The sequence below is a fragment of the Verrucomicrobium sp. BvORR106 genome (assembly GCF_000739655.1).
Lineage (GTDB): Bacteria > Verrucomicrobiota > Verrucomicrobiia > Verrucomicrobiales > Verrucomicrobiaceae > Verrucomicrobium.
Genome location: NZ_BATR01000163.1, coordinates 35,111 through 58,930, shown reverse-complemented (window position 1 = coordinate 58,930; position 23,820 = coordinate 35,111). Strand labels below are relative to the sequence as shown.

Annotated in this window: 24 protein-coding genes; 11 read left to right on the top strand and 13 right to left on the bottom strand. The window is 60.5% G+C overall.

Features of this window, described 5'->3' with window-relative positions:
• Nucleotides 1-674 precede the first annotated feature (674 nt).
• The 4 genes from BV106_RS29050 (at nt 675) to BV106_RS29035 (ending at nt 3,558) form a co-directional block, all read left to right on the top strand.
• Nucleotides 675-962: a hypothetical protein gene (locus BV106_RS29050; RefSeq protein WP_038170690.1), complete on the top strand. Its 288-nt coding sequence runs from the start codon at nt 675-677 to the stop codon at nt 960-962.
• Nucleotides 963-1,049: 87 nt separating this feature from the next.
• On the top strand, nt 1,050-1,853 hold the full coding sequence (locus tag BV106_RS29045) for a TatD family hydrolase (protein ID WP_038170689.1): 804 nt from the start codon (nt 1,050-1,052) through the stop codon (nt 1,851-1,853).
• A gap of 106 nt (nt 1,854-1,959) precedes the next feature.
• A complete protein-coding gene (gene lpxI / locus BV106_RS29040; RefSeq protein WP_038170686.1) occupies nt 1,960-2,784 on the top strand; it encodes a UDP-2,3-diacylglucosamine diphosphatase LpxI in 825 nt (274 codons plus the stop codon).
• A 222-nt stretch (nt 2,785-3,006) separates the two neighbouring features.
• The gene (locus tag BV106_RS29035; protein WP_265596188.1) at nt 3,007-3,558 is read left to right on the top strand and encodes a hypothetical protein; all 552 of its coding nucleotides are present in this window, start codon (nt 3,007-3,009) and stop codon (nt 3,556-3,558) included.
• A 328-nt stretch (nt 3,559-3,886) separates the two neighbouring features.
• Here the strand turns inward: BV106_RS29035 and BV106_RS29030 are convergent, their stop codons facing one another.
• The 4 genes from BV106_RS29030 to BV106_RS29015 all read right to left on the bottom strand — a co-directional run bounded on the left by BV106_RS29030 (nt 3,887) and on the right by BV106_RS29015 (nt 7,071).
• The gene (locus BV106_RS29030) at nt 3,887-4,231 is read right to left on the bottom strand and encodes a VOC family protein (RefSeq protein ID WP_038170684.1); all 345 of its coding nucleotides are present in this window, start codon (nt 4,229-4,231) and stop codon (nt 3,887-3,889) included.
• 77 nt (nt 4,232-4,308) lie between these two features.
• Nucleotides 4,309-5,670, bottom strand: a complete 1,362-nt coding sequence (locus tag BV106_RS29025) for a hypothetical protein (RefSeq protein ID WP_051946461.1) — start codon at nt 5,668-5,670, stop codon at nt 4,309-4,311.
• Between the two features lie 238 nt (nt 5,671-5,908).
• On the bottom strand, nt 5,909-6,187 hold the full coding sequence (locus BV106_RS29020; protein ID WP_038170682.1) for an SWIB/MDM2 domain-containing protein: 279 nt from the start codon (nt 6,185-6,187) through the stop codon (nt 5,909-5,911).
• Between the two features lie 188 nt (nt 6,188-6,375).
• Nucleotides 6,376-7,071 carry a phosphatase PAP2 family protein gene (locus tag BV106_RS29015; RefSeq protein ID WP_051946460.1) on the bottom strand — a complete coding sequence of 232 codons (696 nt, stop codon included), beginning with the start codon at nt 7,069-7,071 and terminating at the stop codon, nt 6,376-6,378.
• Nucleotides 7,072-7,182: 111 nt separating this feature from the next.
• Between BV106_RS29015 and BV106_RS29010 the strand changes: the two genes are divergently transcribed.
• Nucleotides 7,183-7,500: a hypothetical protein gene (locus tag BV106_RS29010; protein ID WP_038170679.1), complete on the top strand. Its 318-nt coding sequence runs from the start codon at nt 7,183-7,185 to the stop codon at nt 7,498-7,500.
• Between the two features lie 162 nt (nt 7,501-7,662).
• Nucleotides 7,663-9,363 (top strand): alkaline phosphatase PafA, encoded by a 1,701-nt coding sequence (gene pafA, locus BV106_RS29005; RefSeq protein ID WP_038170751.1) that lies wholly within the window; start codon nt 7,663-7,665, stop codon nt 9,361-9,363.
• On the opposite strand, the gene BV106_RS29000 is transcribed toward pafA, so the two are convergent.
• Nucleotides 9,347-9,865 carry a hypothetical protein gene (locus tag BV106_RS29000; RefSeq protein ID WP_265596187.1) on the bottom strand — a complete coding sequence of 173 codons (519 nt, stop codon included), beginning with the start codon at nt 9,863-9,865 and terminating at the stop codon, nt 9,347-9,349. The genes pafA and BV106_RS29000 overlap by 17 nt on opposite strands.
• Before the next feature lie 14 nt (nt 9,866-9,879).
• A complete protein-coding gene (locus BV106_RS28995; RefSeq protein WP_038170676.1) occupies nt 9,880-10,293 on the bottom strand; it encodes a GreA/GreB family elongation factor in 414 nt (137 codons plus the stop codon).
• Nucleotides 10,294-10,670: 377 nt separating this feature from the next.
• Here BV106_RS28995 and BV106_RS28990 point away from each other — a divergent pair, with 377 nt between their 5' ends.
• A complete protein-coding gene (locus BV106_RS28990) occupies nt 10,671-11,093 on the top strand; it encodes a hypothetical protein (RefSeq protein ID WP_038170749.1) in 423 nt (140 codons plus the stop codon).
• Between the two features lie 9 nt (nt 11,094-11,102).
• On the opposite strand, the gene BV106_RS28985 is transcribed toward BV106_RS28990, so the two are convergent.
• The 6 genes from BV106_RS28985 to BV106_RS28960 all read right to left on the bottom strand — a co-directional run bounded on the left by BV106_RS28985 (nt 11,103) and on the right by BV106_RS28960 (nt 17,678).
• Complete coding sequence (locus BV106_RS28985) at nt 11,103-11,597, bottom strand: PGPGW domain-containing protein (protein WP_038170675.1); 495 nt, start codon at nt 11,595-11,597, stop codon at nt 11,103-11,105.
• A complete protein-coding gene (locus BV106_RS28980; RefSeq protein WP_038170674.1) occupies nt 11,594-12,385 on the bottom strand; it encodes a hypothetical protein in 792 nt (263 codons plus the stop codon). Before BV106_RS28980 ends, BV106_RS28985 begins: the two co-directional genes overlap by 4 nt.
• Nucleotides 12,386-12,764: 379 nt before the next feature.
• Nucleotides 12,765-13,493 carry a D-Ala-D-Ala carboxypeptidase family metallohydrolase gene (locus tag BV106_RS36420; RefSeq protein WP_265596186.1) on the bottom strand — a complete coding sequence of 243 codons (729 nt, stop codon included), beginning with the start codon at nt 13,491-13,493 and terminating at the stop codon, nt 12,765-12,767.
• An 86-nt stretch (nt 13,494-13,579) separates the two neighbouring features.
• Entirely contained in the window at nt 13,580-14,764 is a 1,185-nt protein-coding gene (locus tag BV106_RS28970; protein ID WP_265596185.1) for a hypothetical protein, read from the bottom strand.
• A gap of 143 nt (nt 14,765-14,907) precedes the next feature.
• Complete coding sequence (locus tag BV106_RS28965; RefSeq protein ID WP_038170669.1) at nt 14,908-16,371, bottom strand: hypothetical protein; 1,464 nt, start codon at nt 16,369-16,371, stop codon at nt 14,908-14,910.
• Between the two features lie 86 nt (nt 16,372-16,457).
• Nucleotides 16,458-17,678 (bottom strand): hypothetical protein, encoded by a 1,221-nt coding sequence (locus BV106_RS28960; RefSeq protein ID WP_038170668.1) that lies wholly within the window; start codon nt 17,676-17,678, stop codon nt 16,458-16,460.
• A gap of 131 nt (nt 17,679-17,809) precedes the next feature.
• Between BV106_RS28960 and BV106_RS28955 the strand changes: the two genes are divergently transcribed.
• From BV106_RS28955 to BV106_RS28945, 3 genes are all read left to right on the top strand, one after another.
• Nucleotides 17,810-18,046, top strand: coding sequence for an acyl carrier protein (locus BV106_RS28955; RefSeq protein WP_038170667.1), 237 nt, complete (start codon nt 17,810-17,812; stop codon nt 18,044-18,046).
• A 58-nt stretch (nt 18,047-18,104) separates the two neighbouring features.
• A complete protein-coding gene (locus BV106_RS28950; protein WP_051946458.1) occupies nt 18,105-19,943 on the top strand; it encodes an HAD-IIIC family phosphatase in 1,839 nt (612 codons plus the stop codon).
• A gap of 159 nt (nt 19,944-20,102) precedes the next feature.
• Complete coding sequence (locus BV106_RS28945; RefSeq protein WP_051946457.1) at nt 20,103-21,572, top strand: MBOAT family O-acyltransferase; 1,470 nt, start codon at nt 20,103-20,105, stop codon at nt 21,570-21,572.
• Between the two features lie 40 nt (nt 21,573-21,612).
• Here BV106_RS28945 and BV106_RS28940 read toward each other — a convergent pair whose 3' ends face one another.
• The gene (locus BV106_RS28940) at nt 21,613-21,981 is read right to left on the bottom strand and encodes a hypothetical protein (protein WP_038170666.1); all 369 of its coding nucleotides are present in this window, start codon (nt 21,979-21,981) and stop codon (nt 21,613-21,615) included.
• A gap of 213 nt (nt 21,982-22,194) precedes the next feature.
• Here BV106_RS28940 and BV106_RS28935 point away from each other — a divergent pair, with 213 nt between their 5' ends.
• On the top strand, nt 22,195-23,820 hold the full coding sequence (locus BV106_RS28935; protein ID WP_038170665.1) for a peptide chain release factor 3: 1,626 nt from the start codon (nt 22,195-22,197) through the stop codon (nt 23,818-23,820).

The following is a 23,820-nucleotide window of genomic DNA, read 5'->3' as shown; positions in this document are numbered from 1 at the left end:
GAAGGGGGTTGCGTCGGACAATAATATGTCAACGAAATCTATGGTGTCGAAATAGTTTCGAACTGAAGATTATTGATGGTGAGGGGGTTATGATGAAATTATTCCTCGACGTGTGGCGAAAAATAGGGCATTAAGCACACATGACTTCGAAGCGTTTGCAGACTCCAGTGAGGCGGACCGTAAAGCGCAAGGGATCCTGGCTTGCAGCCATCCTTTTGCTCGGATCAGGTCTGATGATGGCAACCTTGTCAGTCGGGTTCGGTCTCTGGATTGTTCTGGAATTGATCGACGCAAATCGTGTTAGTGCGACTAACTCGCAACCTAAGAAGCGGGAGGTAAGGGCGGTGCAGGCGAGTGCGGCTCAACCGGACTATCACCGGTACTCCAAGACCGCGAGTGTGGAGCCGATCCGCTTCTCGATCGAACAAGGGGCGCAATAGTCATTTTCTTGGCGCTGGCTGGGGCTCAAAGAGAGTCCTGCCAGCGCTTTTTTTTGGCCGGATTCCGCCCCATGCGGGGCGTGAACAAGGGTGTCGGGTGCTGGTGGCACCCTAGCAGGTGCAGGTGTGGGTAAAAACAAGCGTCCCGAGCGGTTAGATGTCCAAAATACTTGATTCGACGGCATTGTCTGTCGTATCCCGTCTTTTGCACTTGCCGCTTTCTCACGCTTACCCATGAACACCTGGACGCCTCCTGCTAATGTGAATCTTGTGGACCTCGGGTTCATGGATTCGCGAAGCAAGCTCATCGATCTTGCCGCATTCCTGGATCGGGTGCAGCGCGCTGGGCAGGAGGGGGATTTTCGTGTGGCCGCGTTGAAGCAGGCAATCGAGCTTCTCGCCGGCGACCAGCCCGAGCGGGCCCGGAACATCTTGTTGAGCTTTAGCGATCCCAGTACTGAGCCCATTCCCAAGGCGACGACCCAAGGGGCGGTAGGCGCCGTCCCCCCTGGCCAGGGCTGAGCCAGGCGCTCCATCGGTCTGTCGTGGTCAAATCTCTGCGGCCTACACTCGTCATCGCACTCGCTTCCTCCCTCTCCCTTCCTCAAGATGCCTTATATTGAGCCTCATGGTCACATGGTCAGCCGCACGACGGATGACTACGAAAAGCTGGCCCTGGCTGGCTGTGAAACCATCTGCGAGCCTGCCTTCTGGGCAGGGTTTGACCGCGCCAGCGCCCAGGGGTTCTACGATTACTTCCGACAGATCACGGAGTATGAGCCCAAGCGTGCGGCCCGGTTCGGCATCAAGCACTACACCTGGCTATGCATCAACCCCAAAGAGTCCGAGGATCCCGAGCTTGCGGATGATGTGCTGGCGCTCATCCCACAGTTTCTGGACAAGCCCAACGTTCTGGGCATCGGTGAGATTGGTCTGAACAAGAACAGCCGCAATGAGCTGCAAGTGCTCGAGAAGCACATCCAGATCGCGGCGGATTTTGACCAGTTGATCTTGGTGCATACGCCGCACCTGGAGGACAAGCTCAAGGGCACACGGTTGATTCTCGATGCGCTCAAGAACCACTCGAAGATCACACCTGACCGCGTCATCATTGATCACGTGGAGGAGCACACCATTGACCTCGTGCTGAATCAGGGCTTCTGGGCGGGCATCACCTTGTACCCAGAGAGCAAGTGCACCCCGCACCGTGCGATCGACATGCTCGAAGCTCGCAGCGGGGAGCGCATCTGGATGAACTCAGCGTGTGACTGGGGAATCAGCGATCCCTTGGCTGTCCCCAAGACCATGCTGGAGATGAAGCGTCGTGGCTGGAGCCCCACGGCCATCCAGCGGGTGGCTTATGACAATCCCGTGGCCTTCATGAAGCAGAGCGGGAAATTTCACTTGGACTGACGGTCCGGAATGGTGCTTCGGGAGCCTGCATGGGTGCTGCACAGTTGATTTGGCGTACAACCGCGTCTAACTAGCCCACTGGCTTCAGCCCTTCCATTGCCTTCCAGTGTCTGCCTCGCCCCCTCCGTCCACCATCGCCTTGATCGCCGGCAACGGCGTTTATCCGGAAACCTTTGTTCGTGCTGCCCGCAAAGCGGGAGTGGATCGCCTCGTGGTGGCAGGCTTCATTGATGAGACCCGCCCCAATCTTGAAGAGACCGTGGATGCGATGGCTTGGTTTCGCGTCGGGCAGCTCAGCAAGATGATCGCCTTCTTCAAGAAAGAAGGCGTGAAGCATGTGGTGATGGTGGGCCAGATCGCGCCCAAGAACCTGTTCGACCTACGTCCGGACCTGCGCCTGCTCATGATGCTGGCCAGGCTGAAGCGACGCAACGCCGAGACCCTCTTTGGCGGCATCGCCGATGAGATGAAAAAGGACGGCATCGAGCTGCTGCCCGCCACGACGTTCCTGGAGGAGTTCATGCCCGCCGCCGGGCATGTGGCAGGGCCCAATCCCAAAAAGCGCCGCTGGGAAGATGCCGAGTACGGCTTCACCATTGCCAAGGCCTCCAGCAAGCTCGACATCGGGCAGACCGTGGTCGTGCGCAACGGGACGGTACTCGCCGTTGAAGCCTTTGAGGGCACCAACGAGGCCATCAAACGCGGCGGTGCGCTGGGAAAAGGCAGCGCCACCATGGTCAAGGTGAGTAAGCCCAATCAAGACATGCGCTTTGACGTCCCAGTCGTGGGGCCGGATACCATCTCCACCGCCGCCGCGGCAGGGGTGGATGTGATTGCAGTTGAGGCCGGCATGACCCTGATCCTGGATCAAAGCGAAGTGTTTCGCCGGTGCGCGGAGTTGAAGGTGAGCCTGCTAGCAGTGGGGGAATAGCCTGCTGGATGGGGCTTTCTGCCAGTCTGTTGTGGTCGCTTCTGCGGGCTTGGAGTGTTGTTTGTATGGTGCTCGCTTATTGAAATTGTGGTTGCGATTATTTTTGTGTTGCCAGTTTTGTGCATATTCATGTGAATATGGATTGGTATGAAATGCACAAAAAAATCTAGCTTCAGCTGGTCCAAATCGCTCCGAGTGGGATTCATTGCTTCAATGCTGTGGATGGGATCATCCGCAATGACATGGGCGTTGACACCCCAGGAGATCTACTCTGCCTGGTACCGGACGAACTATCCCATCTCCCACTACAACATGGAGACGGTCTACACTCCCTACTGGGTGGTGGACTATGTTGACGAGTTCGGTGTGGAGTGGGGGCACACAGAGTACCTTACCGACTACGTGCAGGTTCCGGTATACTACAACGACAGCGATGGCGATGGGCTGGCGGATGTAGAGGAAACGGGCTATGCGACGTCTTCAAGCACGGTAGATTCGGATGGAGATGGCCTGAAGGATGGTTTCGAAGTGTTTTACACCGGTACCCCGCCCGACCACGCCCTTTCCAGTTCCAGCATTTGGACAGATGGAGAGCTTTTCTTTGGATATGGTGCGCCGAGCTATGACTTTGACGGTGATGGTATTTCCAACAACCTTGAGGAGTGGAACTATTTCACCAATCCGCGAGAGGCTGACACGGACGGTGATGGGGTCAATGACTATGATGAGTTGTTCGTCTTTTTCACGGATCCCACTCGTCCGCCAAATCCCTGACGCCACGGGTTGCTTGAATCGGCCCGGTTTACGTTGAGAATCTGGGGTCGAATGAGAGTTGGGATCTACAGGTGTGTGATCCCCTCATTCGATCCTGCAGGCCCATGCAGCGATCGGTAAAGCGGTACATCCAACGCCTGGGTGCGATGCACTTGTGGAGGTTGAACTAGGTTCGAGGAAGTGGCGTCGCCGACTCTTCCGCCAGACCACCACAACTCCTTAGGAGGAGGAGTTTCTGTCCTGTGTTCCCAACGTGAGCTCGCTTGAGGCTCGCCAACGTTGGGCTGGTGGCCGTATCCTCTTCGAGGAGGAACTTCGCCGATTGCCCTCACCGCTTGCGCGTCAGCATGATCTCATTGCCTTCTGTGTCCACGCACATGGCGAGGTGGGGAGGTTCGTCATCCTCGGGTTCGGGTTCGCGGACCAATTGGCCACCGGCGGCGACGATCTCGGCCGCACCCGTCAACACATCGGGCACTTGAAAGCTGAGTCCGGTCCAGGTGCGGGTGCCTTCGCCGCCTCCATGGATGCCGATGATGCCGCCGGCGATCTGGATCTCACAGATGTGCGGATTCTGGCGCAGCACCGTGCCTCCCAGCACCTGCGTGTAGAAGCGCGAGGCGCGCTCCATGTCTGCGGCCCAGATGATGTATTTGACGCGTTCGACGATCATGCAGCCACTACAGCGCAGGACCGCCACAATGCAACGCGAGCATCGTGGCACCTCGCTGCGGCACGCTCAGGCGCGTCTCACTGCCGGCCTGAGGCGGGCAGGGGAACGGGACTGCGGCCAAAGCTGAGTGCCTCCACCAGCCAGTTGCGCATGGCCTTGAAACCGCGCAGCAGGGTGCTGTCGGTCACCTTGGTGATGCCGAAGTGTTCTGTGATGCGGGTGACGCAGTCGCGATAGCGTGGCAGCAGCACAAACGAGGTCTTGGCCTTCCCGGAGCCATCGTCCCGAGTCAGGGAGGGGTAAATGAGCCCCTGAGCGACGCCATCGGGTTGCGGGGTGGCGGCCACGGCTGTCTCCCGTGTGGGAAGGATGAGCCAGGGGCGATAGCGGAAGACTGCCGCGCCCTGAGCGTTTCTCCCCAGTCGGCCATAGGTGCGGGCAGGCGTGCCACCGATTCGGGAGGAGTTAAAGGCGCGCACGCCCTCGGCGACGTCGGTAGGGGCGGCCTTGCGGGCGAGCAGCAGGTCGAGGCCGAAGACATTGCCAAAGACCATGAGGCGGAAGGCGGGTCCGGCGATGAAGCACGCGGGGACGATCACGAGCAGGCACACCAAGAGCCCCAAGGCGGGGTGGATGAAGGCGCTGGCGGTGATGAGCCCCAGTACACCCAGCTTCACCACTTTCAGCGCGGCATCCACGATGCCGAATGGCGAGAGGGCGATGAGAACGTTGATGGCATGGCTGGAGAGCCACACCACGACGAAGATGGCAAAGCCAACGGGAATGTAGAGGGCCGTCTTCACCCAGGTGAGATCCGTCGCGGCGAGCGCTGGTCCGGGCACAGGCAGAGTCGCAAATCCCATCTGCGCGGTTTGGGTGATGGCGGCGGCGTGGTGGGCCGCTTCCTCCGGTTGAACCGGGATGGCGTTCATCTGCGCCATGGCCACGGCCACGAGTGGGACAAAGGCCGTGCTTGCCACCAGCGCGCTGGCCTTGTCTTCGAAGAGTTCGATGAAATCCAGCGGTTTCTTCACCAGCGGCGGGGCGGCGGCTCCCAGAAAGTCTTTCAGAAAGCAGAGCCCCAGCATTACGAAGCAGCTGCCCCAGACCCCTGGGTGGCAGTACCAAGGCAGGCGGGAGCGCAGGGCCTCCTCCGTGGCGAAGTACTTCCAAGCGCCCACAGCGCTGACTCCCAGCAGCGGGCTGACGGCGGTGCCGGTGATCTGGGAGACGCCTTCTGCCAGCCCCACGCCTGGCAGGTGGGCCAGGGCATCAGGAGTGACCAAAGCTGGGGCGGGCTCCGCCTTGGTTGGAGTGCCCGTGGCTTCCACGGCGGAAGAGGGGACTTGTGGAGAGGCCGCGCTCGCGGCGCTCAGCTGCGGGCATGCCGCCAGCAGGGCCAGGGTCGCCAGAAGGGGGAGTCGGGTGAGCGTGTTCATATGCTGAATGGGGGAACTGGCACATTCCGACAGCGACTGGCCCGAATTTACTCAAAGGAACTGCCGGGGAACCGGTGGGGCAAAAAGGAAGGAGGGCCGGTGAGAGCCCTCCTTCGACAGGAATACCTAGGATGATGGGTGCCTTTCGGCAGAGGCGGTGGGAGTGCTGCGGTGCGCGTCCGGCCTCAGCCGGAGCTTCCCCGTCGCAAACCGCCTTGCACGGCGGGCAGCGGGTCGCTTACTTGATGTGTGCAGAGACGAGCTTCGTCATCTCAAACATCGTGACCTGCTTCTTGCCACCAAATACGGCCTTGAGCGCATCGTCCGCGTTGATGTTCGTCTTCTTCTTCGGATCCTGGAGCTCGTTCTTCTTGATGTAGTCCCAGAGCTTCTTGGTGACTTCGCTGCGCGGGATGGGCGTGGAGCCCACGATGACCGCGAGGATTTCATCGGGCTGCACGGGTTTCATCAGCGCAGGATTGGGTTTGCGCTCGGAGGAGGTGGATTTCTTGGCCATGGCGCATGTTAGGGGTCGGAAAGGCGCGCTGTCAAGAATCTGCGCAGGCCTTTTCATGAGCAGGCTGTCAACAAAAAGACGCTGGAATCGGCCTCCCAGCGGGATTGAGACGCGGTCGCCATTTCAAGCTAAAAGTTGCATGATGGTGGCTGCATGGAGAAATTTTGGTGATGGTTTTTCCGAATCGATCAGGCGGCGTCAGGCGGCTCGACCTGCCCCTTTTGTTGCAACCAGCGGGCCACGGAGGCGCAGAAGACCGCCCAGACAATGCCCGCGGACCAGCCGGCAAGCACGTCAGTGGGGAAGTGCACCCCCAAGTACATCCGGCTCAGGCCGACCAGGATAACAATGACCACGGCCACGATGAGAAAGTAGTACTTCTCCCTCCGGCGCTGGGTGATGCGCCCTAGCATGGCCCCCAAGGTGAGATAGACAATCGCTGCCAGCATGGAGTGGCCGCTGGGGAAGGAAGGCGAGGTGGCCTCCATCAAATGAGGGATGTGGGCAGGGCGTTCCCGGCCGAAGAAGCCCTTGAGCACGCTTGAGAGCAGTCCGCCGCCCGCGATGGCGGCCAGGACGACGAGCATGAGGGCGAACTTTTGCCTCAGAAGGAGGAAGCCGAGGACAGCCAGCGTCACCAAGGTAACCACGGTGCCGCCGCCCAGCGCGGTGATGTCACGGCTCGCCTCCCGCAGCCAGGTGGGGCCGACGGGTACGGAGGGATCGGCTGGCTGGCGGAGGCTGCGCAGGATTGCTTCGTCGTAAGCGTGGCTTTCGCCCTCCCGCACCTCGTCTGCCACCTCGATGAAGATCCACAGGCTCAGACAGGCAGCAAGAATGGCCAGCAGGAAGGTTCTTTCCGGGAACTGGAAACGCCAGGTCATGGAGAAAGGTGGCACCGCCTGACTGGCGGGTCAACGCGGACCCAAGAAGTCGGAACATTGGTTGCAGCTGAATTTTAAGTCCTGCCATCGCAGGGGGGCGATTCCGCATTGATGAAGACACTTGCACTTTTCGCCCTGGGGGTGACGGCGATGGCCGTCCTGCCCTCCTGCGTAGTGGAACCCCTGCCTCCTCCTCCACCCGGGCGGGTGGTTACGGCAGACGTGGGCTACTACAGCACCCTGCCCGTCGGATACGCCGGCCCCACTTATTACTATGGGAACCGGTATTACTATGGCGGACGGTATGACGTGGGCCGCTACCTCTACCGCGGCCGTTACTATGACAACCGCTACTATCACCGGGGTCGCTACTACTACGGTGGTGCTTATCGGACGCCAGGCGCGTCTGTCCACATCCGGCGCTACTGATCGCGCGCCCTCGTGATGAGCCTCATTATGGGGGCAATCCGCGTTCCGATGTTGCACTGATTCCCAATTGCCAGACAGAATGCCAGGGGCCAGTGCGTTGCCTTGGGTCTGCTGATGAAGGTGTATGCCTCCATCCGGCCTCATCACAACGCAACCTGCTCCATGAGATTCTCCAGTCCGCCCCTGGCCCTGTTCTGCTCAGTCGTCACTTTCTCCACCGTCTGGCTCCCCACATTTTCCACCGCGCAAGAGGCGACCAAGGATCCCGCCAGTGCCCCTGTCGGAGGCCCCGGTCCTGATCGGCCCAAGCTGGTGGTCGGAATTGCCGTGGACCAGATGCGCTGGGACTTTCTCTATAAGTATCAGGAACGCTACGGTGCCGGCGGATTCCGACGCCTCGTGGGTGAGGGCTTCTCGTGTGAAAACGGGATGATCGGTCATCTTCCCTCCTATACTGCGGTGGGGCATGCCACCGTCTTCACGGGCTCGGTGCCCGCCATCCACGGGATTACAGGAAATGACTGGACTGACCAGCTCACGGGAAAAAGCATGTACTGCACGCAGGATGACACGGTGCAGACCGTGGGAGGCACCAGCGACGACGGCAAGATGTCGCCACGTAACATGCTGACCTCCACAGTGACGGATGAACTGCGGATCGCGACCAACTACCGGTCCAAAGTGGTGGGTGTGTCTCTAAAAGACCGCGCCTCCATTCTCCCGGCGGGGCACACGGCCACGGCTGCCTACTGGCTGGAAGATCTGACGGGGAACTTCATCTCCAGCACCTACTACATGAATGAACTGCCGGAGTGGGTGCAGCAGTTCAATGATGCCAAGGTGGGGGAGCAACTCCTCTCCGGCGAATGGAACCTCCTCCGTCCTGCTGAGGAATATGTCCAGAGCACCCGTGATGATGCGCCTTGGGAAGGGAAATTCGAAAAAGAACAAGCAGCCGTGTTCCCGCATCGCGTTTCCTTCACTTACAAGATGAAGAAGGAGACCATCCGTACCACTCCCTTCGGCAACACGTTGAGTCTGCGCTTCGCCAAGGCGGCGGTGGAAGGTTACAACCTCGGCGGAGGCCCGGTCACAGACTTCCTCACCATCAACTGTGCCTCCACCGACTATGTGGGCCACAAGTTCGGTCCGAACTCCATGGAGACAGAGGATACCTACCTGCGGCTTGACCAGGACCTGGCGGACTTCTTCACCTTCCTGGACGGCCGGGTGGGTAAGGGAAACTACCTCGTCTTTCTCACCGCTGATCACGGCGTGGCCCACACGGTGGGTTATATGAAAGAAAATCGCCTCCCTTCAGAAGGCTGGAACCCGAAGGGGCTGGTACGGGAGCTGAACGAATATCTGGGCGGGAAGTTTGGTGAAGAAAAGCTGGTGGCCGGCGAGGCAAACTATCTGTTGAACTTTGATCTGGCCAAGATTGATGAGAAGAACCTGGACTTCACCGCCATCAAGAACGCTGCGGTACGCTGGATCCGGAAATATCCTGGCGTGCTCTTCGCGGTGGACATGGAGAACCTGGATGGGGCGCCCATTCCGGAACCGCTGCGCACCATGATGATCAATGGCTACAACTCCAAGCGCTGCGGCAGCATTCATGTGGTGCCCAATCCCGGCTGGGTCACGGGTGCCGGCAAACAGGGGACCACACACGGCTCCTGGTACCCCTATGACACGCACATTCCTGTGGTGTTCATGGGCTGGGGCATCCGCCACGGCAGCAGCAACGAGGTGGTGTATCAACACGACATTGCGCCCACCGTGGCGGCACTTCTGCACATTCAAATGCCCAACGGCTGTGTCGGGCGGCCCATCAAGGACGTGCTCAACAAGCAGCCTTGAGTTCTACATCCACCCGGCTGGTGTGGTAGATCTGCTCCCGGATCTGGGAGCGGATGTTCTGCACCCGCCGCAGCACTTCTGGAGCCAGTTCCAAGTCTTCTGCCTCCGCGCGTACGCGGCCTTCCGGAGTGGAGGGTAGCAGCATCCGCGTGAAACGGTGTCCGTCCAGGTACTGGCTCTCTTCCTCCGGCGTGGCCAGGGAAAAGAGCCCTCCATAGAACCAGGGCTTGGGGTCAGACTCCGGGTCATGCAGCTTCATGAGCCGGTGTACAATTTCACATGAGCGCGCCAGCCTGCGGGGATCCGCCACCACAAGCCGGTCCATGTAGGCGCGGGCGTGGTGATTTAACCCCGAGCGCACGAGCCACCGGTCGTTGACGCGGCGGATCCACGCTTCCAACAAGTCCGGACAGCCCTGTCGAGGGACTTCAGCGAGCGTCGCGGCGCTGGTGCCTCCGTGGCTGGTGGGTTCGGCGGCTTTGAGAAGATCGTCGTGATTCATGGAGCCCGGGGCCATCAATGGATCGCCGCCTTTTTAAAAACTGCAAGCAATTGCAACCTTCTGGTGCCCGTTGGGGAGTCCATGGCCACCTGAGTGCCAGCGGCACGGCCAAAGACGGCCGCCCCCAGCGGAGAGAGGATGGATATCTGGTCGTCCTCGAAGTTCGCCTCATGCGGAAGCACAAGGGTGAAATCAAACCGGTCCGGCGGGGAAGTGGAAAGGTCCTCCACTTGCACCAGCGTCTGAAGCCCGGCCACAGAAAGGCCGTCTTTGGATTCATCGTCAACGACTTTGGCTTCACGCAGTCGGTCCACGAGCAGGCCGCGCTCCCGTGCATCGAGGGGGTTGAAAGCATCGTCGTGCTCCAGGAAAGTGCGAAGCGTGTGAAGGTCGGATTGGGAAATGGCGAAAAGAGGGGAAGATTTCATGATGGGTCAATCAAATGAGATGAGGGCACGATTTGGGGGAGGCTCCGGGCATGAAGAGACCGGGCCATGACGGACCTGCGCAGGTCCGCGGATATGCGATTGGAGATCAATGAATCAGAGCAGACCAGGACGGGCGCGATGGCCGGACGATCCTTGGCAAAGGCCTGCCCCGCTTACGCGCGGCTGGCGTCCAGACGGTGCCCGCGCCCGCCCGTCCTCCGCCGGATTACCGGGAGGGCTGGGCTGGAAGTTTTTTGTGCGGGAGTCATGGCGAATCGGCACCGCTAACTGCGGCCCCTGTTACAAGATACTACGTTTCTGGAAGATGCAAGGTGCCTTGCATCTTCTGCGCGATGATCGCAGTATGCGCTCTGATCATGTCCGACTCGTCCCCCAATTCTGTCACGCTCACCATTTCCATCCTCCGTGAGGCGCAGGTGGTCTATGACTTCACTTCCAATCCGGCCAATCTGCCGCAATGGGCGCCCGGTTTATGCAATAACATCCGACGGGATGAAGGGAGCGATGAGTGGATCATCGACACCCCGGATGCACAAGTGCGCCTTCAGTTCGCGGCCCGCAATGCGCTGGGCGTGCTGGACCACTGGGTGAGACCGGCACCGGAGGTGGAGATTCACGTGCCCATGCGCGTGGTCGCGGCACCGTACGGCAGCGAAGTCATGTTCACCCTGTTCCGTCTGCCGGGCATGACGGACCCCGAATTCGCCGGTGATCAGCGCCTGGTACTGGCGGATCTGCGCCGGCTTAAGGGGCTCCTGGAGTCTCTGGAAGCAGCTTGACCGCCTCCTTTACTTCCACCACATCAGCAGCAGAACGCCTGCAGTAGCTCCCGCCGTCCCTGCCGCGCACCAGAAAAGCAACCGAGTTCGAGGTGATAAGGCATCCCAGCGCGCCTTGAGTTTCAGCACGGGCGGACGGAGCTTCTGCTCCGCCCAGTCCAGCCCCCGGGCCATGAAGAGGGCTTCGCTGCCCATGAGGCCCAGCCCGGCTACCAGCACGGGGAGTCCGGGGCCGGGCACGGCCATGAAGAACAGCCCGACCACGATCAGAAACAATCCCGCGCCGACAAACAAGATCCGTTCCCAGCTGAACTTGCCGTCCCGATGCTCCTGGCGGCGTTTGTGCAGATTGACGAACCGTTCACCTGGCTTGTCACTGGCAAACAGTTGCCACTGGTGTTCAATGCGTTCACGAAGTCCCTGACCCTGACCTCGACCTTGTTGTTGTCCTCGTCCTTTGGCGGTCGGATCATCAGTTCCAACCGCGCTGGGGGCTTTGCTCATGGCAGGCGGAAGATCAGTTTCGAGAGGGGGTCACGGGCGAGGGAACCGGGGGGCAGACCGGTGACATCCAGTTCATGATGGGGAGGGTAGGGGGAAACAACCCGGCCGAAGGTAGGGGCCCATTTGGCGACCGGCAGGGACTCTCTGTCGAGGAGGGCCTTGGGCGGCGCTGCGGGCTTGGGCTCCGTCACGGGCATCAGGTCCCGGGGCGGAGGGGTGACGGCGGCAGTGTCAGCGGGTGGCGTGGTGGTTAGAGCCTGTCCGTCCTGGCTCCGGAACACGGTGCCGTCGGCCGTGATTGTGGCAGACTCACCCGGTTGGAGATAGCGGGTGCTGGAGTTCGTGGTGTAACTGGAGGTGTAGTTCGATGTGACAACACCTGACTGCGCTGGGTTGTTCTGGTAGATGACGGTGCTGCGTGCCGGGCTGGTGCGGTTGGTCAGCTTCATCCCCGGGGTCACGGGCTGGGTGGGGATGTAAGTGGACGTGGGTGGCGTGTAGTACTGGGTGTTGGTCCTGGCGGCGGCATATTGCTGCTGCTGCAAGCGTTGGGGTTGGGAACGGGTCTGGGTGGTTTCCCGCCGCGTTGGGCGGGAGAAAAGACGGTCCAAAAACCCTGGCTCCTCACGGGTGGAGGCGGTGGCGGCAGCGGTGGTCCGGCGGGAATTCGAATTGCTGTTGGAGTTGGAGTAGGTCTGGGCGTTGACGCTCAAACTGGTGAGGGAGATGATGCCAAGCACCGTGAGGCATCCTCGAAGCTCGGTGCAGTGGAATTTGGGCGTCTTCATACTGTCTTCTGGTGCATCAAACGTGCCCCGTGACAGATCGCTCGTGAGCTGAGGAAGGAGGGTCGATGAATCCGCCTCATTTTGAGGCGGTTGTTAGCAACATGATTTTTGATTGCTCCATGGAGTTGTGTGTCAGGTTTGGCCTTGAAGATCCCGAAATGCCATGCAAACCGCGACTTTGATTGCAAAATGCAGGGGTTTGGGACGCTCTGCCTCCTACAGAGTAAGAACGCATTGCTCGCTACCCCACCTAGACTCGCTGGAAGCTCGTCAACGGTGGGCTTGTGGCCGGATCCTCTTCGAGGAAGGGGGCAATTGAACTGGCCAGACTGACGGACTCGGATCGACACGACTGGTCCGCTTCCCATTCCGCATTTCCTCAGCCCCAATCCGCATTCTTTCCGCGAGTGTCGATGTGGGTGAAACTCGGATATTTGCCGATGCCGCCGCGGAACAGGCCGCGGTTGCGGAGGGCGTGGGCCGCTTCCGCCACCTTGGCAGGAGGGCAGTCGTAAACCAGATCCAGCGCGAGGTTCTGCAGGTGGAAGGACTGGGGGGCCGCGCCGGGGCAGGTGGCATTGTAGGCGGGACTGCGGTAGGCGCTGGCGATAGTCACCAGGCGCACGCCGAGTTCGTCCTGAAGGCGGTCTGCGATGCGCAAGGTGGCCACCATGTTTTTCCAGAGGTGGCGGCCGGGCAGTTCGTTGTTTACCCCTTGGCGGCTCCTAAAGTGGGCGGCCAGAAGGTCCAGCGGACGGATGTGCTGGAGCTTCAGCTCTTCCAGGAAAGTCTGGTACGCCATTCCGGTGGCGTCCAGCACCATGGGCCGGTGCGTGCTCTCCCGGTCGCCTGCCTCTTCCCGGATGCGCTGCACCAGCTCGCGGGGGGATTGGGGTGCTCCATTCCAGGCCCGGTCCCAGAGGGACGCGAGTTCCTTCTGACGCGATCCGGCGATCCAGGGGTACCCTACGGTGCCGAGCAACGCTCCCGCTGCGGTACCAGCCAGGGCTGCGGCGATGCGCCGACGGTTCCGGTTGGGTACCCACTCATCGTGATAGAGGATCTTCGGTCCGGCAGGACCGGGATCCGCTGGGGAAGACGAATTCATGACCTGATTGACGGCACCTCCAGAATGGTGAGGCATTCGCCAGAGACCCGGTTTTGACAGAATTGCTTAACAAGAGTTCAGAAATTCTAGTTTTGCTTCAAGCCTGCAACCTTCAGGGCCACTGGTTTGCCCCGCACGACCTGCTGACTGGAGAGCGTGTAACCGCCGTCTGGGTTGCTTTTGAACTGGAGGGGTTGCCCGGCAAATGAGTCGGTGGCTTTTGCCGCAATCTCGGCCGTCAGGCCCGCGCCGTGCTGGAGGGCGAGCTTCACCATAAGGAGATGGGTCTCTGTGCGGGCTTGGGTGTCCCGTGCGGCTTGCAGGGAAGGGAAGATCGTGCGCACCAGCGGATTGCCCGCTTTGAGCTTCTCCTGGAGTTCCTTGATGGCTGATTGGGATTGCGGCCAGGGCAGGCTGAGGGCGGACTCGGCGTCGGCATAGCGCGACCGCATCTCCGCCAGCCAGGTGTTCAACAGTTCCGGAGTCAGGGTGGAAAATAGATGCTCGTCCACGCCACTGGCAGTGTGAGGGAGGGGCGGGGTCGACCCCGTTTCAGTGGCACCAGCGGCCTGCGCTGAGTTTTGCAGCATCATCAGCGTGGCCACCTCAGTTGCCTGTTGCTCGGCCCAGGCTGCGAAGCCCCGTTCGCCAGAAATGGCCTGGGCCATCGTGTGTAGAGGCGGCAGTTTGGTTTCCCTGGTGAGGAGTTCCTTCCGCGTGGCTTCATCCAGCGTGAGGAGATGCTTGGCCAGCAGGGCGAGAGCGTCGCTCTCCATGGAGTACTGGGTGATGGCGGTGACGATCATGTCGCCCTCTGCCACATGCCGCGCCGCCCGTCGGACGGCCTCCAGTGCATCCAGAGCCTTCCCCGGGCGGCTTTCACTGAATTCAAGCGCCGCCTTCATGAGCGCCAGGTTGCTGAGCGTCTGCATTTTCCCCAGATGAGGCAGCGGCATGAAGGGGCCTTCCTCCAGGGTCAGGCCCCAGTCGCAAGGCGCGGTGGAAACCCCGGCTTTCGCGAAACGATTGAGGGCGGCCTTTTGGTGTGAGAGAATGGCTCGCACGTTCTCTGGATCCCAATGGTTTCCGTTGCGATGCCCTTGCAACAGGGCGACCTCATTTCGGGTCATCTCTGTGAGGAGTCCGATGCCCTGCCAGTAGAGCAGGGCGGGATTCACCGGTTGGGCCAGATTGGGTTGTGCGCCCATCAAGGCGGGCAGGCACAGAAGACCGGCGGCCGCTACGGCGGCCCGGAAAACGCGAGGTTGCATAGGTGCTATCGGGTGGGGGTTCCGCCACGGGGTAACCCGTGGCGTTTTCCTATTACATACCGAATTTGCTCCGGCAAAGCACGCTTTTCCTTCAGTCAGCCCGCGAGTCATACTCCTCCCGCGCGCCTGTGCTTCCTGAAACCTCAGGATGCGTCTTTCTTCAGGCTGGCGAGCATGGCTTTCAACGAGGCGCTGATCTTGTCTGCCGCGGGCACCTCCAGATAGCTGCTGCGGGCTCTCCAAGTCTCGTAGCCGCCCATGGCATGTTGTTCCGTGGTTGGCAGGTAGCCGTTGTAGCCGTTCGCCAGGGAGATGGTGAAGCTGCCTTTGAATGGGTTCGTCTTCTTCAGATCCAGGCCGATCTCCACGAATACCTCGCAGGGGATGCTGGTGATGGCGAGATCGCCGATGCGATGCGCCTGGAGCTTGACCGGGACTTTGTCAGGGTAGGCGTCCAGCAGCACGGCCTCCCGCGCATAGATGGCCTTGCGGTCGGCCCACTGGCCGTCCTTGTCCTTGGGCACTGTTTCCAGGATGTTGCGGGCTCGAACCAGCTCGTCACCCGTTGCCTTGCGCACATCCAGCTGCAGCACTTCCTCGCGTGAGTCCAGGGTGAGGTCCTTTTTCCACGGAATAGCTCCGTAGGCCTTCATGGTCGCCCCGGCCACGGAGGCGGCCACTTCCTGGATGCGCTGCCCGGCGCGCAGTCTTCCTGCCGGTACGGTGGCTCCGAAGTTGATGTTGTTGATGTTGCCGCTGGTGCCGTTGGACATGATCCCTACGAAGGGGGGCTTGTTCTGATAGCGCTGGTCCCCGGCGTCCAGTTGATGGGAGAGCTCATTGGCAAAGGCCGCAAAGTAGTCCGCTGAGATCGCCGGATTCCCTCCCACATAGTGCAGGCTGTAGTTGGCCAGCACCGCGAGCGGCCGTTTGTCGGCGGCGGAGCGCACGGCGAAGACAGCCACCTGAGGATCCACGGGACCGGTGGGCCCGCTCACCTTGGCATTGCCCACGCCGGGGTTCATCCAGGCCCGGTCGGCCATGCCGTCGAAGGGGTTCTCATAGCTGGCTCCCTCTTTCACCAGCCAGCGTCGGTTGAAGACCTGGGTGGCATCTTCCCCCATGGCCCAGCCCCCTTCCGCAGGTTCGAGGTTTTGATAGGCCGTGATCAGGCTTGCTGCGATCCGCTCGGGCAGGGCGGCGATGTAGGCGGGATCAGGATCGCTTTGAAACACGGAGGCCAGTGTGGCGGAACTGTGCGTGTGCGTGGCGGAGATGAGCATCCTGTTGACCGGCACGCCCGTCTTCGCCGAAGCCAGCGCCTTGGCCTTGACACAGATGTCCTGGGGGATCATGCAGGCATCCACCACCACCAGGATCATCGCGTTGCTGCCATCCTGCAGCGCCAGGCATCGCGCGTGAATGGGGTCGGTGATCCCCTTGGCAAAGCCGCCCTTCAGGCTGCCGTTCACCGGCGTGGGGAAGTGAGTGGGGGAGATGTCCTGGGCGTGCGCTCCGGCTTGGAATACCGGGGCGGCAGGAGAGGCGGATGCGGCCAGCACGGTGGCAACCGCAGCCAGCGCAGAAATCACAAAACGTCGGGTCATGCGGGGATTACGGGAATCCCAGCGAGCAACTGGCGCGCCTTTGTGCCAGCAAGAGGTACTTTTGTGCTCTCGCCTCCGGGCCTGGCTCAACGCCAGGGCTGGGAGGCGGGAGACTGGAGGAACTCCGCCCAGAGAGGATCCTTCAGGGAGTCCTTGAACTTGAACTTGCCTGTGGTTTCCAGGAACTTCATGCTGCTGGCCGTGGCCTCGAAGTCTTTCACGGCCAGGAACACGTCCAGAGCCTGGGCATGGATGTCTTCATTCTTGGGCTCCAGGGTCAAGGCTTCACGGAGGGTGGTGGCCGCGTTGGCGGATTCTCCTTTGGCCACCTGCAGCTGTCCCTTCCAGGAGAGGAGCTCGGCGTCCTTCTCCAAGGACGCCATGAAGGCATCCAGGCACTCGATCGCCTTGTCGTAGTTTTTCTCCATGAAGTAGAGATCCACCAGTTTGAACTGGAAGTTGGCAGAGGTGGAGTTTTTTGCGGAGGCCAGCAGGGCCTTTTTATACCCTTCTGCGTCACCCAATGCCTGCAATGCGCCCAGATACAGGGCATTGACTGTCACGTTGTTTTGCAACTCCGTGGGCATCGAGTTGTAAATTTCGACCACGCCCTTGTGATCTTGCTGGCGGAACTTGTCTGAGAGCTTTCCGAACTTCTCGATGTCCTCCAGCTTGGTGTTGGGTTTGTCGAACAGGCGCTTCATGAAGGACTTGTCCAGCTCTGCGAGAGCAGGAAGTGCGGTTTGACGGCTCTGCTCAACCATCCCGGTGCCGAGAACCTGATTGTAGAAGTCGACAATCCCCCATTTGCCTTCGGAATCCTTTTCGACGGTGAAGTCGAGGAGGATGGTGCCGGTGGTGTCGGAGGAGAAGCGGAAGCGGGGCTTGAGCAGGCCTTCATGGATGACCAGATGCTTGTAGGCCACGTGCTGTTCCGACCACATCTTGATGAGGTGGTCCAGGTTCTGTCGCAGACCCTGATTCATCCCCAGGCGGAATTTGTCCATGTCCGGACCAGAGGTATGCACGCCGCTGAGGATCTTGGCGATGATGCCTTTGAGGTGAAAGGCTGCCTTTACGCCGGCGGCATTGTCAGTCTTCAGATCCTGCTCCAGCTTTTTCGCAAAGGCATCCACGGCTACGCGATCCGCTTCCGGCGCATCGGCCAGAGTTTTGTAGGCAGGTGGCGCGGGTGCCAGTTGTTCCGCATTGGCTGGGGGGCTTTCCTGTTTTTTGGAACAGGCAGGCAGGACCACGAGGGTGGTTGCCAAGGCGGCACACAGCGGGAGAAGGAGGGGGGATTTCATGGCCAGGGTTGGCCCAAGCTAGGGCAGCCCGGAGAAGTTGTCGAGAAACGGACTGTTCGAAATCCAGGGCAGAGCCAGCCTCCAGCAACACCGGGTTGATAAAAACCCCGGCTTGAGCTAGCGGAAGAATCATGAGCACTCTCGCGCAGCTTCAGGAGGTTTTTCGCAATGTTTTCGACGACGACTCACTGGTGATCGCCAATGAAACCACCGCCCAGGACATTGAGGCTTGGGACTCTGTCCAGCACGTGACGCTGATGATGGAGGTGGAGGATGCTTTCAAGGTGCGTCTCTCCACTTCGGAGATGGCTTATCTTAAGAACGTGGGGGATCTCGTGGAACTCGTGGACCGGAAAAAGAAGAAGTAAGACGCCCATCTGATCTGCCGAGACAGCGTCCCGATTTGCTTTTCTGAGCCGACTGACCATGGAGCCAAACACCTCTCCGGATCCCGTTGCCAACTACCGCCGTCTGCGCAAGGACGGTGCCCTCAACGAGGCCCTGCGGCTGGCTCGAAAGGTGGTGCCGATCTTGGAGCCGGGGCAGGTCGCGCAAATGGGAAAGTTGCTGCAAAAAGACCTTCCCGCCTCCGCCGGACTTGCAGGTGAAGGGGACGCGTCGGCTGTGGAAGTGCTGCTGCTGGGACAATGCACCACCACCTATCTGCCGCCGGTGGTCACCGCATGGGCCTGGTCTGAAGGCCTGCGGGTGAGTGTGAAGGATGGCGAGTATGATCAGGTGCTGCAGGAGCTCATGCAGCTGTCCCCGGAGAGTGCTCCGGCCGTGATCGTGGTCCTGCCTTGGCATCAGCGTCTCCTTGGGGCCGGAGATCGTGGCACGGTGGAGCGTGTGGATGATGAGATGGCCTTTCTCAAGCAGGTCTGGGCACAAGTGGCCCGGTTGAAATCGAAACTGGTGCAGGTCTCCTATGACTGGGTGCATCCCGGTCCCTTGGGTTACAGCCTTTCCTCCCGACGTGGTGGCACGGTGGAACTGGTGCAACGCGTCAATGCGGCGCAGCGGGCGGCCCTGCCGGCAGGGGCTTACTACGTGGATCTCGAAAGCCTGAGCGCCTGGCGCGGCAAGGCGGAGTTTTATGATGAGCGCAACTACCACTGGCTCAAGCAGCCCTTTTCGCCGGCGGGGTTGTCACGGGTCGGCCGTCATCTGGCCACGGGCGTGCGCGCCCTGACCTCCGGGAGGCGGAAGGTTCTGGTGCTGGATCTGGATAACACGCTCTGGGGGGGCGTGGTGGGGGAGAACGGGCCTCATGGCATCGCGGTGGGAGGCACCGGGGAAGGGCAGGCGTTTACCGCCTTCCAGAAATACGCCAAGCGCCTCAAAGACTCGGGCGTGATTCTCGCGGTCTCCTCCAAGAACAACGACGCCGATGCTCGCGAGCCCTTCGAGAAGAATGATGAAATGGTGCTGCAGCTTTCCGATTTCGCGGCGTTTCACGCGAGCTGGGATCCCAAGCCGGTGCGCCTGCGGCTCATGGCAAAGGAGCTCAATCTGGGGCTGGACAGTTTTGTGTTCTTTGATGACAACCCGGTGGAACGCGAGCGCATGCGGGCCGAGTTGCCAGAAGTGACGGTGGTGGAGGCTCCGGTCGATCCGGACCTCTACATCCGGGCGCTCCAGGAGTCCCTGGCATTTGAGGCGGTGGATGTGACCAGCGCGGATACAGAACGGGCCGCGCAGTATCAGGCGGAAAGTTCTCGGCGTGCCAGTCAGGAGACCGCAGCCTCCCCGGAGGATTACCTTGCCTCGCTCGGGATGAAGGCCGAAGCCCAACCTGTCGCAGAAGCCAATCTCGATCGGGTGGTGGATCTCATCACCAAGACCAACCAGTTCAATCTCACCACCCGACGCCATTCCCGCGCGGCCGTGGAGGAAATGATCGCTGCCCCTGGAACCGTGGCATTTGCCGTGAGTCTGGCAGACAAGTTTGGCGACTACGGATTGATCGCGGTGGTGCTGGGAACGAAAGAGACAGGGGAGGAGAATGCCCTGCGGCTGGACACTTGGCTGATGAGCTGCCGGGCGATGGGGCGGACCGTTGAGCATTGGACGCTCAATCACTTGGTGCACCAAGCTCTGGCACAAGGTTACGATGCCGTCGTTGGCGAATACCTGCCCACGGCGAAAAATGTGCCAGTGCAGACGCTCCTGGCGGATTTTGGCTTCGCGGCTCGCGAAGGGCGTGCGGGTGAATCCATGCTGAAACTTTCTTCATATTCCGATTTGCCAACGCAGGTTTCCTAAGCTCAAGACCAGCGATGCCATTGACCAAGACCATGACGCCGCCGTGATGCCGGGCTGACGTGCTTCAGATGAGTGAGGCACACCCCAATAACTTAACCTCCGGGCATATGGCCATCGGAGGTGTGAGATCACGCGCCTATCGTCATTCTTGTTTCACTGATGCTTTTTAACTCACCGGAGTTTGTCGTTTTTTTTCTCGTTGTCTTCGCCGTCTACTGGATGATGGCACGCCGTTGGCGTTGGCAGAACTGGTTTCTCCTGGCGGCGAGCTATGTCTTCTACGGATGGTGGGGGCTTAACGCGCCCGGCCTGCATGGCTTCGACCGCGTGCTGCCTCTGGCACTGTTGATCACGTCCACCGTGGCCACGCATGTCTGCGCCGTGGCGCTGTATCCTTTGCCTGAGGAGTCGAAGCGAAGGCGGGTCATCTTCTGGGTGGGGGTGGCGATCAATGTGGGCATGCTGGGGTACTTCAAGTATCGCGGCTTCTTCATGGAGAACGTGGAGGCGCTGGCCGCCCAGATGGGCTGGCATCTCACGGCGGTGGAACGGAACTTCATCCTCCCGGCAGGAATCAGCTTCTACACCTTCCAGGGCCTGTCCTATCTGATCGACGTGGATGGCGGTTCCCAAAAGCCGCCGGATCGCTTCTGGGACTTCGCGTTGTTTCATGCGTACTTCCCGCAGTTGGTCGCCGGGCCCATTGAACGGACACCGAACCTGCTGCCCCAGCTCATGCGGCAGCGCACGCTGACGCCAGAACGCTTCTGGAGCGGCCTCCAACTGGTGATCATCGGCTATGTGAAGAAGGTGGCGATTGCGGATGCCATAGCCCCAATTACAGCGGACGCCTTCAATCCTGCTCTACCGCACTCCGGGGTGGGGTTGCTGCTGGGCATCTACCTCTTTGCCTTGCAGATCTACGGGGATTTCTCCGGCTACAGCGACATCGCGCGCGGCTGTTCCCGCCTCATGGGGGTGGAGCTCATGATCAACTTCCGCCAGCCGTACTTCTCGCGCAACATCACGGAGTTCTGGGAGCGCTGGCACATTTCCCTGTCGAGCTGGTTGCGGGACTATCTCTTCGTCCCGCTGTGCCGCATCTTCCGGGGGAAGAAGTGGATTCCGTTCAACCTCTTCGTCACCATGCTGGTGTCCGGCATCTGGCACGGGGCCTCGTGGAACTTCGTGTTCTGGGGTGTGGTGCTGGGGCTGTTGCTGGTGATCCACAAGCTCTGGGCGGGGCCGAAGGCAGGCAAGCATCCGCACCGTCCGCACACTCCCCGCGCCTGGGCAGTGCAGCTGGCGGGCATGTTTCTCACCTTCCACGCGGTGTGCCTGACCCTCGTGTTCGTGAAGACGAGGAACCTGATGGAGGCATGGAACCACATTGCGGGCATCTTCACCAAGGGGTTCTCCACGGCGGACACCATCCCTGCCGTTTACTTTGCGTTCTACGGACTCGTCATCGTACTGCTGGATTTCCCCTGCTGGTGGAATGATCGCGAGCGCCCTGTCGCGGACGATGCGCCCTCCTGGAAGCGGGGACTTGTCTTCGGGTGCCTGTTGCTGCTGCTCACCTACCTGGGCGAGATGACGGGCGTGTCCTTCGTCTATTTCCAGTTCTGAGTAGTTGATGACTACTGGTCCAGTGGCGGGCGGAGACTACTCAGTCCGTCACTGGCAGAGCCGGAGGAGAGGTCTTTCGTGAGGCGAGAGCTTTCCGAGACTCCTCTTTCCCGAGATGCACATACACCATGACGCCCAAGATGGTCCCAATCGGAAACTGAAGCAGGACAATCGGTGAACAGATGTACCAGATGATGCGACCAGTTCTATTGCAGCGGTATAGCAAAAAAGCTGCGAACCAGAGCAGCAATCCGAAGCCGAGCACGATGCTGCCAAAAATGGAGCCAAACTTGTCCGGTGGCCGTGAGGCCATGGTGAAGACCATGACAATGATGAGGATGTAGAAGAAGCCTATCGCGATAAGGGCATTGGCTGCTGATTTCAGCTGAGTAGGGGCGCTTTTGCTCATTGGATGAAGGGACAAAGGTTTGGGCTGCTCGCAATGCGATGAATTTGCCTCCGTGTCGAGCAAATGGGGGCTGAATCAGGTGACAAGTTCTTTGGAACCTCGTTGCTTGCGAGTGCCATCGCTTGCCAGCACCGGCTTTCCGTGGTTTGCTCGCCACCCACTTTTCTCCTCTGGGACTTCTCGGGGGAGCCTGCTCGATTCTGACCTGACCTTATGGACATTGCCTCCGAAGTCCGCCGCCGCCGCACCTTTGCCATCATTTCCCACCCGGACGCCGGGAAAACCACGCTGACGGAAAAGCTCCTCCTTTACGGGGGCGCAGTGCAGCTTGCGGGATCGGTCACAGCCAGAAAGAATCAGCGGTCCACCACCTCCGACTGGATGGAGCTGGAAAAGCAACGTGGGATCTCGGTGAGCTCCACCGTTCTGCAGTTCGAGTACAAGGACTGCGTCGTGAACCTTTTGGACACCCCCGGTCACAAGGACTTCTCCGAGGATACCTACCGGGTGCTCACGGCGGTGGACGCTGCCATCATGGTGGTGGATGCGGGTAAGGGTATCGAAAGCCAGACGCGGAAGCTCTTTGAAGTCTGCCGCAAGCGCGGCGTGCCCATCTTCACGTTCATGAACAAGCTGGACCGGCCCGCCCGGGAGCCGCTGACGCTGCTGGACGAGCTGGAGACGGTGCTGGGCATCGGTGCCTGCGCGCAAAACTGGCCGCTGGGCATGGGGGACCGCTTCCGAGGGATCTTTGAGCGCCGCGAAAGCCAGGTGCACCTTTTCCAGCGTACTGCCGGCGGTGCGTACCGGGCTCCGGTTCGGGTGGGTGGACTGGATGACGAGTATGTGAAGGAGCATGTCGATGAGCATGCCCTGGCCCAGGCCCGTGAAGAGCTGGAGATGCTGGATGGGGCGGGTCACGCGTTCGACATGGATGCCATCTCGCGTGGTGAACTCACTCCCGTGTTTTTCGGCAGTGCGAGCAACAACTTCGGTGTGCAACTCCTGTTGGATGCCTTCCTTGAGATGGCCCCTCCGCCCGCGCCTCGCGTGGCGAATACCGGCGCTGTCGCTCCCGAAGCTCCGGCCTTCTCGGCTTTCGTCTTCAAGATTCAGGCAAACATGGATCCCCGTCACCGGGATCGTATTTATTTCCTCCGTGTGGTCTCAGGGGCTTTCCGTCGCGATATGGTGGTGAACAACCCACGCACCGGTAAGGCGGTCAGGCTGTCCAACTCCCAGCGTGTGTTCGCCCGGGAGCGGGAGACCCTGGATGAGGCCTTCGCAGGGGATGTGCTGGGCGTGGTGGGCAACTACGACCTGATGATCGGTGACACCTTGGCGGATGATCCCAAGCTGAAGTTCGATGTGATGCCCCGCTTTGTGCCGGAGTGCTTCGCCTACCTGCATGGTGACTCACCTGCCACATACAAGCGTTTCCGCGAAGGGTTGCAGCAACTCCTCCAGGAAGGCGTGATTCAGCAGTTCCATCAGCCAGGCTCCGTGCAGCGAGTGCCTCTGCTGGGGGCAGTGGGGCCTCTGCAGTTTGAAGTGGTGAAATATCGCCTCCAGTCCGAGTACAACGCGGAATCCCGCCTGGAGAACGCCTCCTGGCAGGTGGTCCGCTGGGTCCGCCGCAAGGGTGGGGAGGCCTGGTCGGATGATGCAGTGACCGCCGTTCGCGAAACGGCGCTGGCTCGCGATGAACTGGGCCGCCCGGTGCTGCTGATCTCCGACGCGTGGTACCTGGGCACCTTCCAGAATCGCAATCCGGACATCGAGTTGTCTGACGGCCCCTTCACGGACGGCCAGGGTGGTGAAGACGTCTTGGCGGCCTGA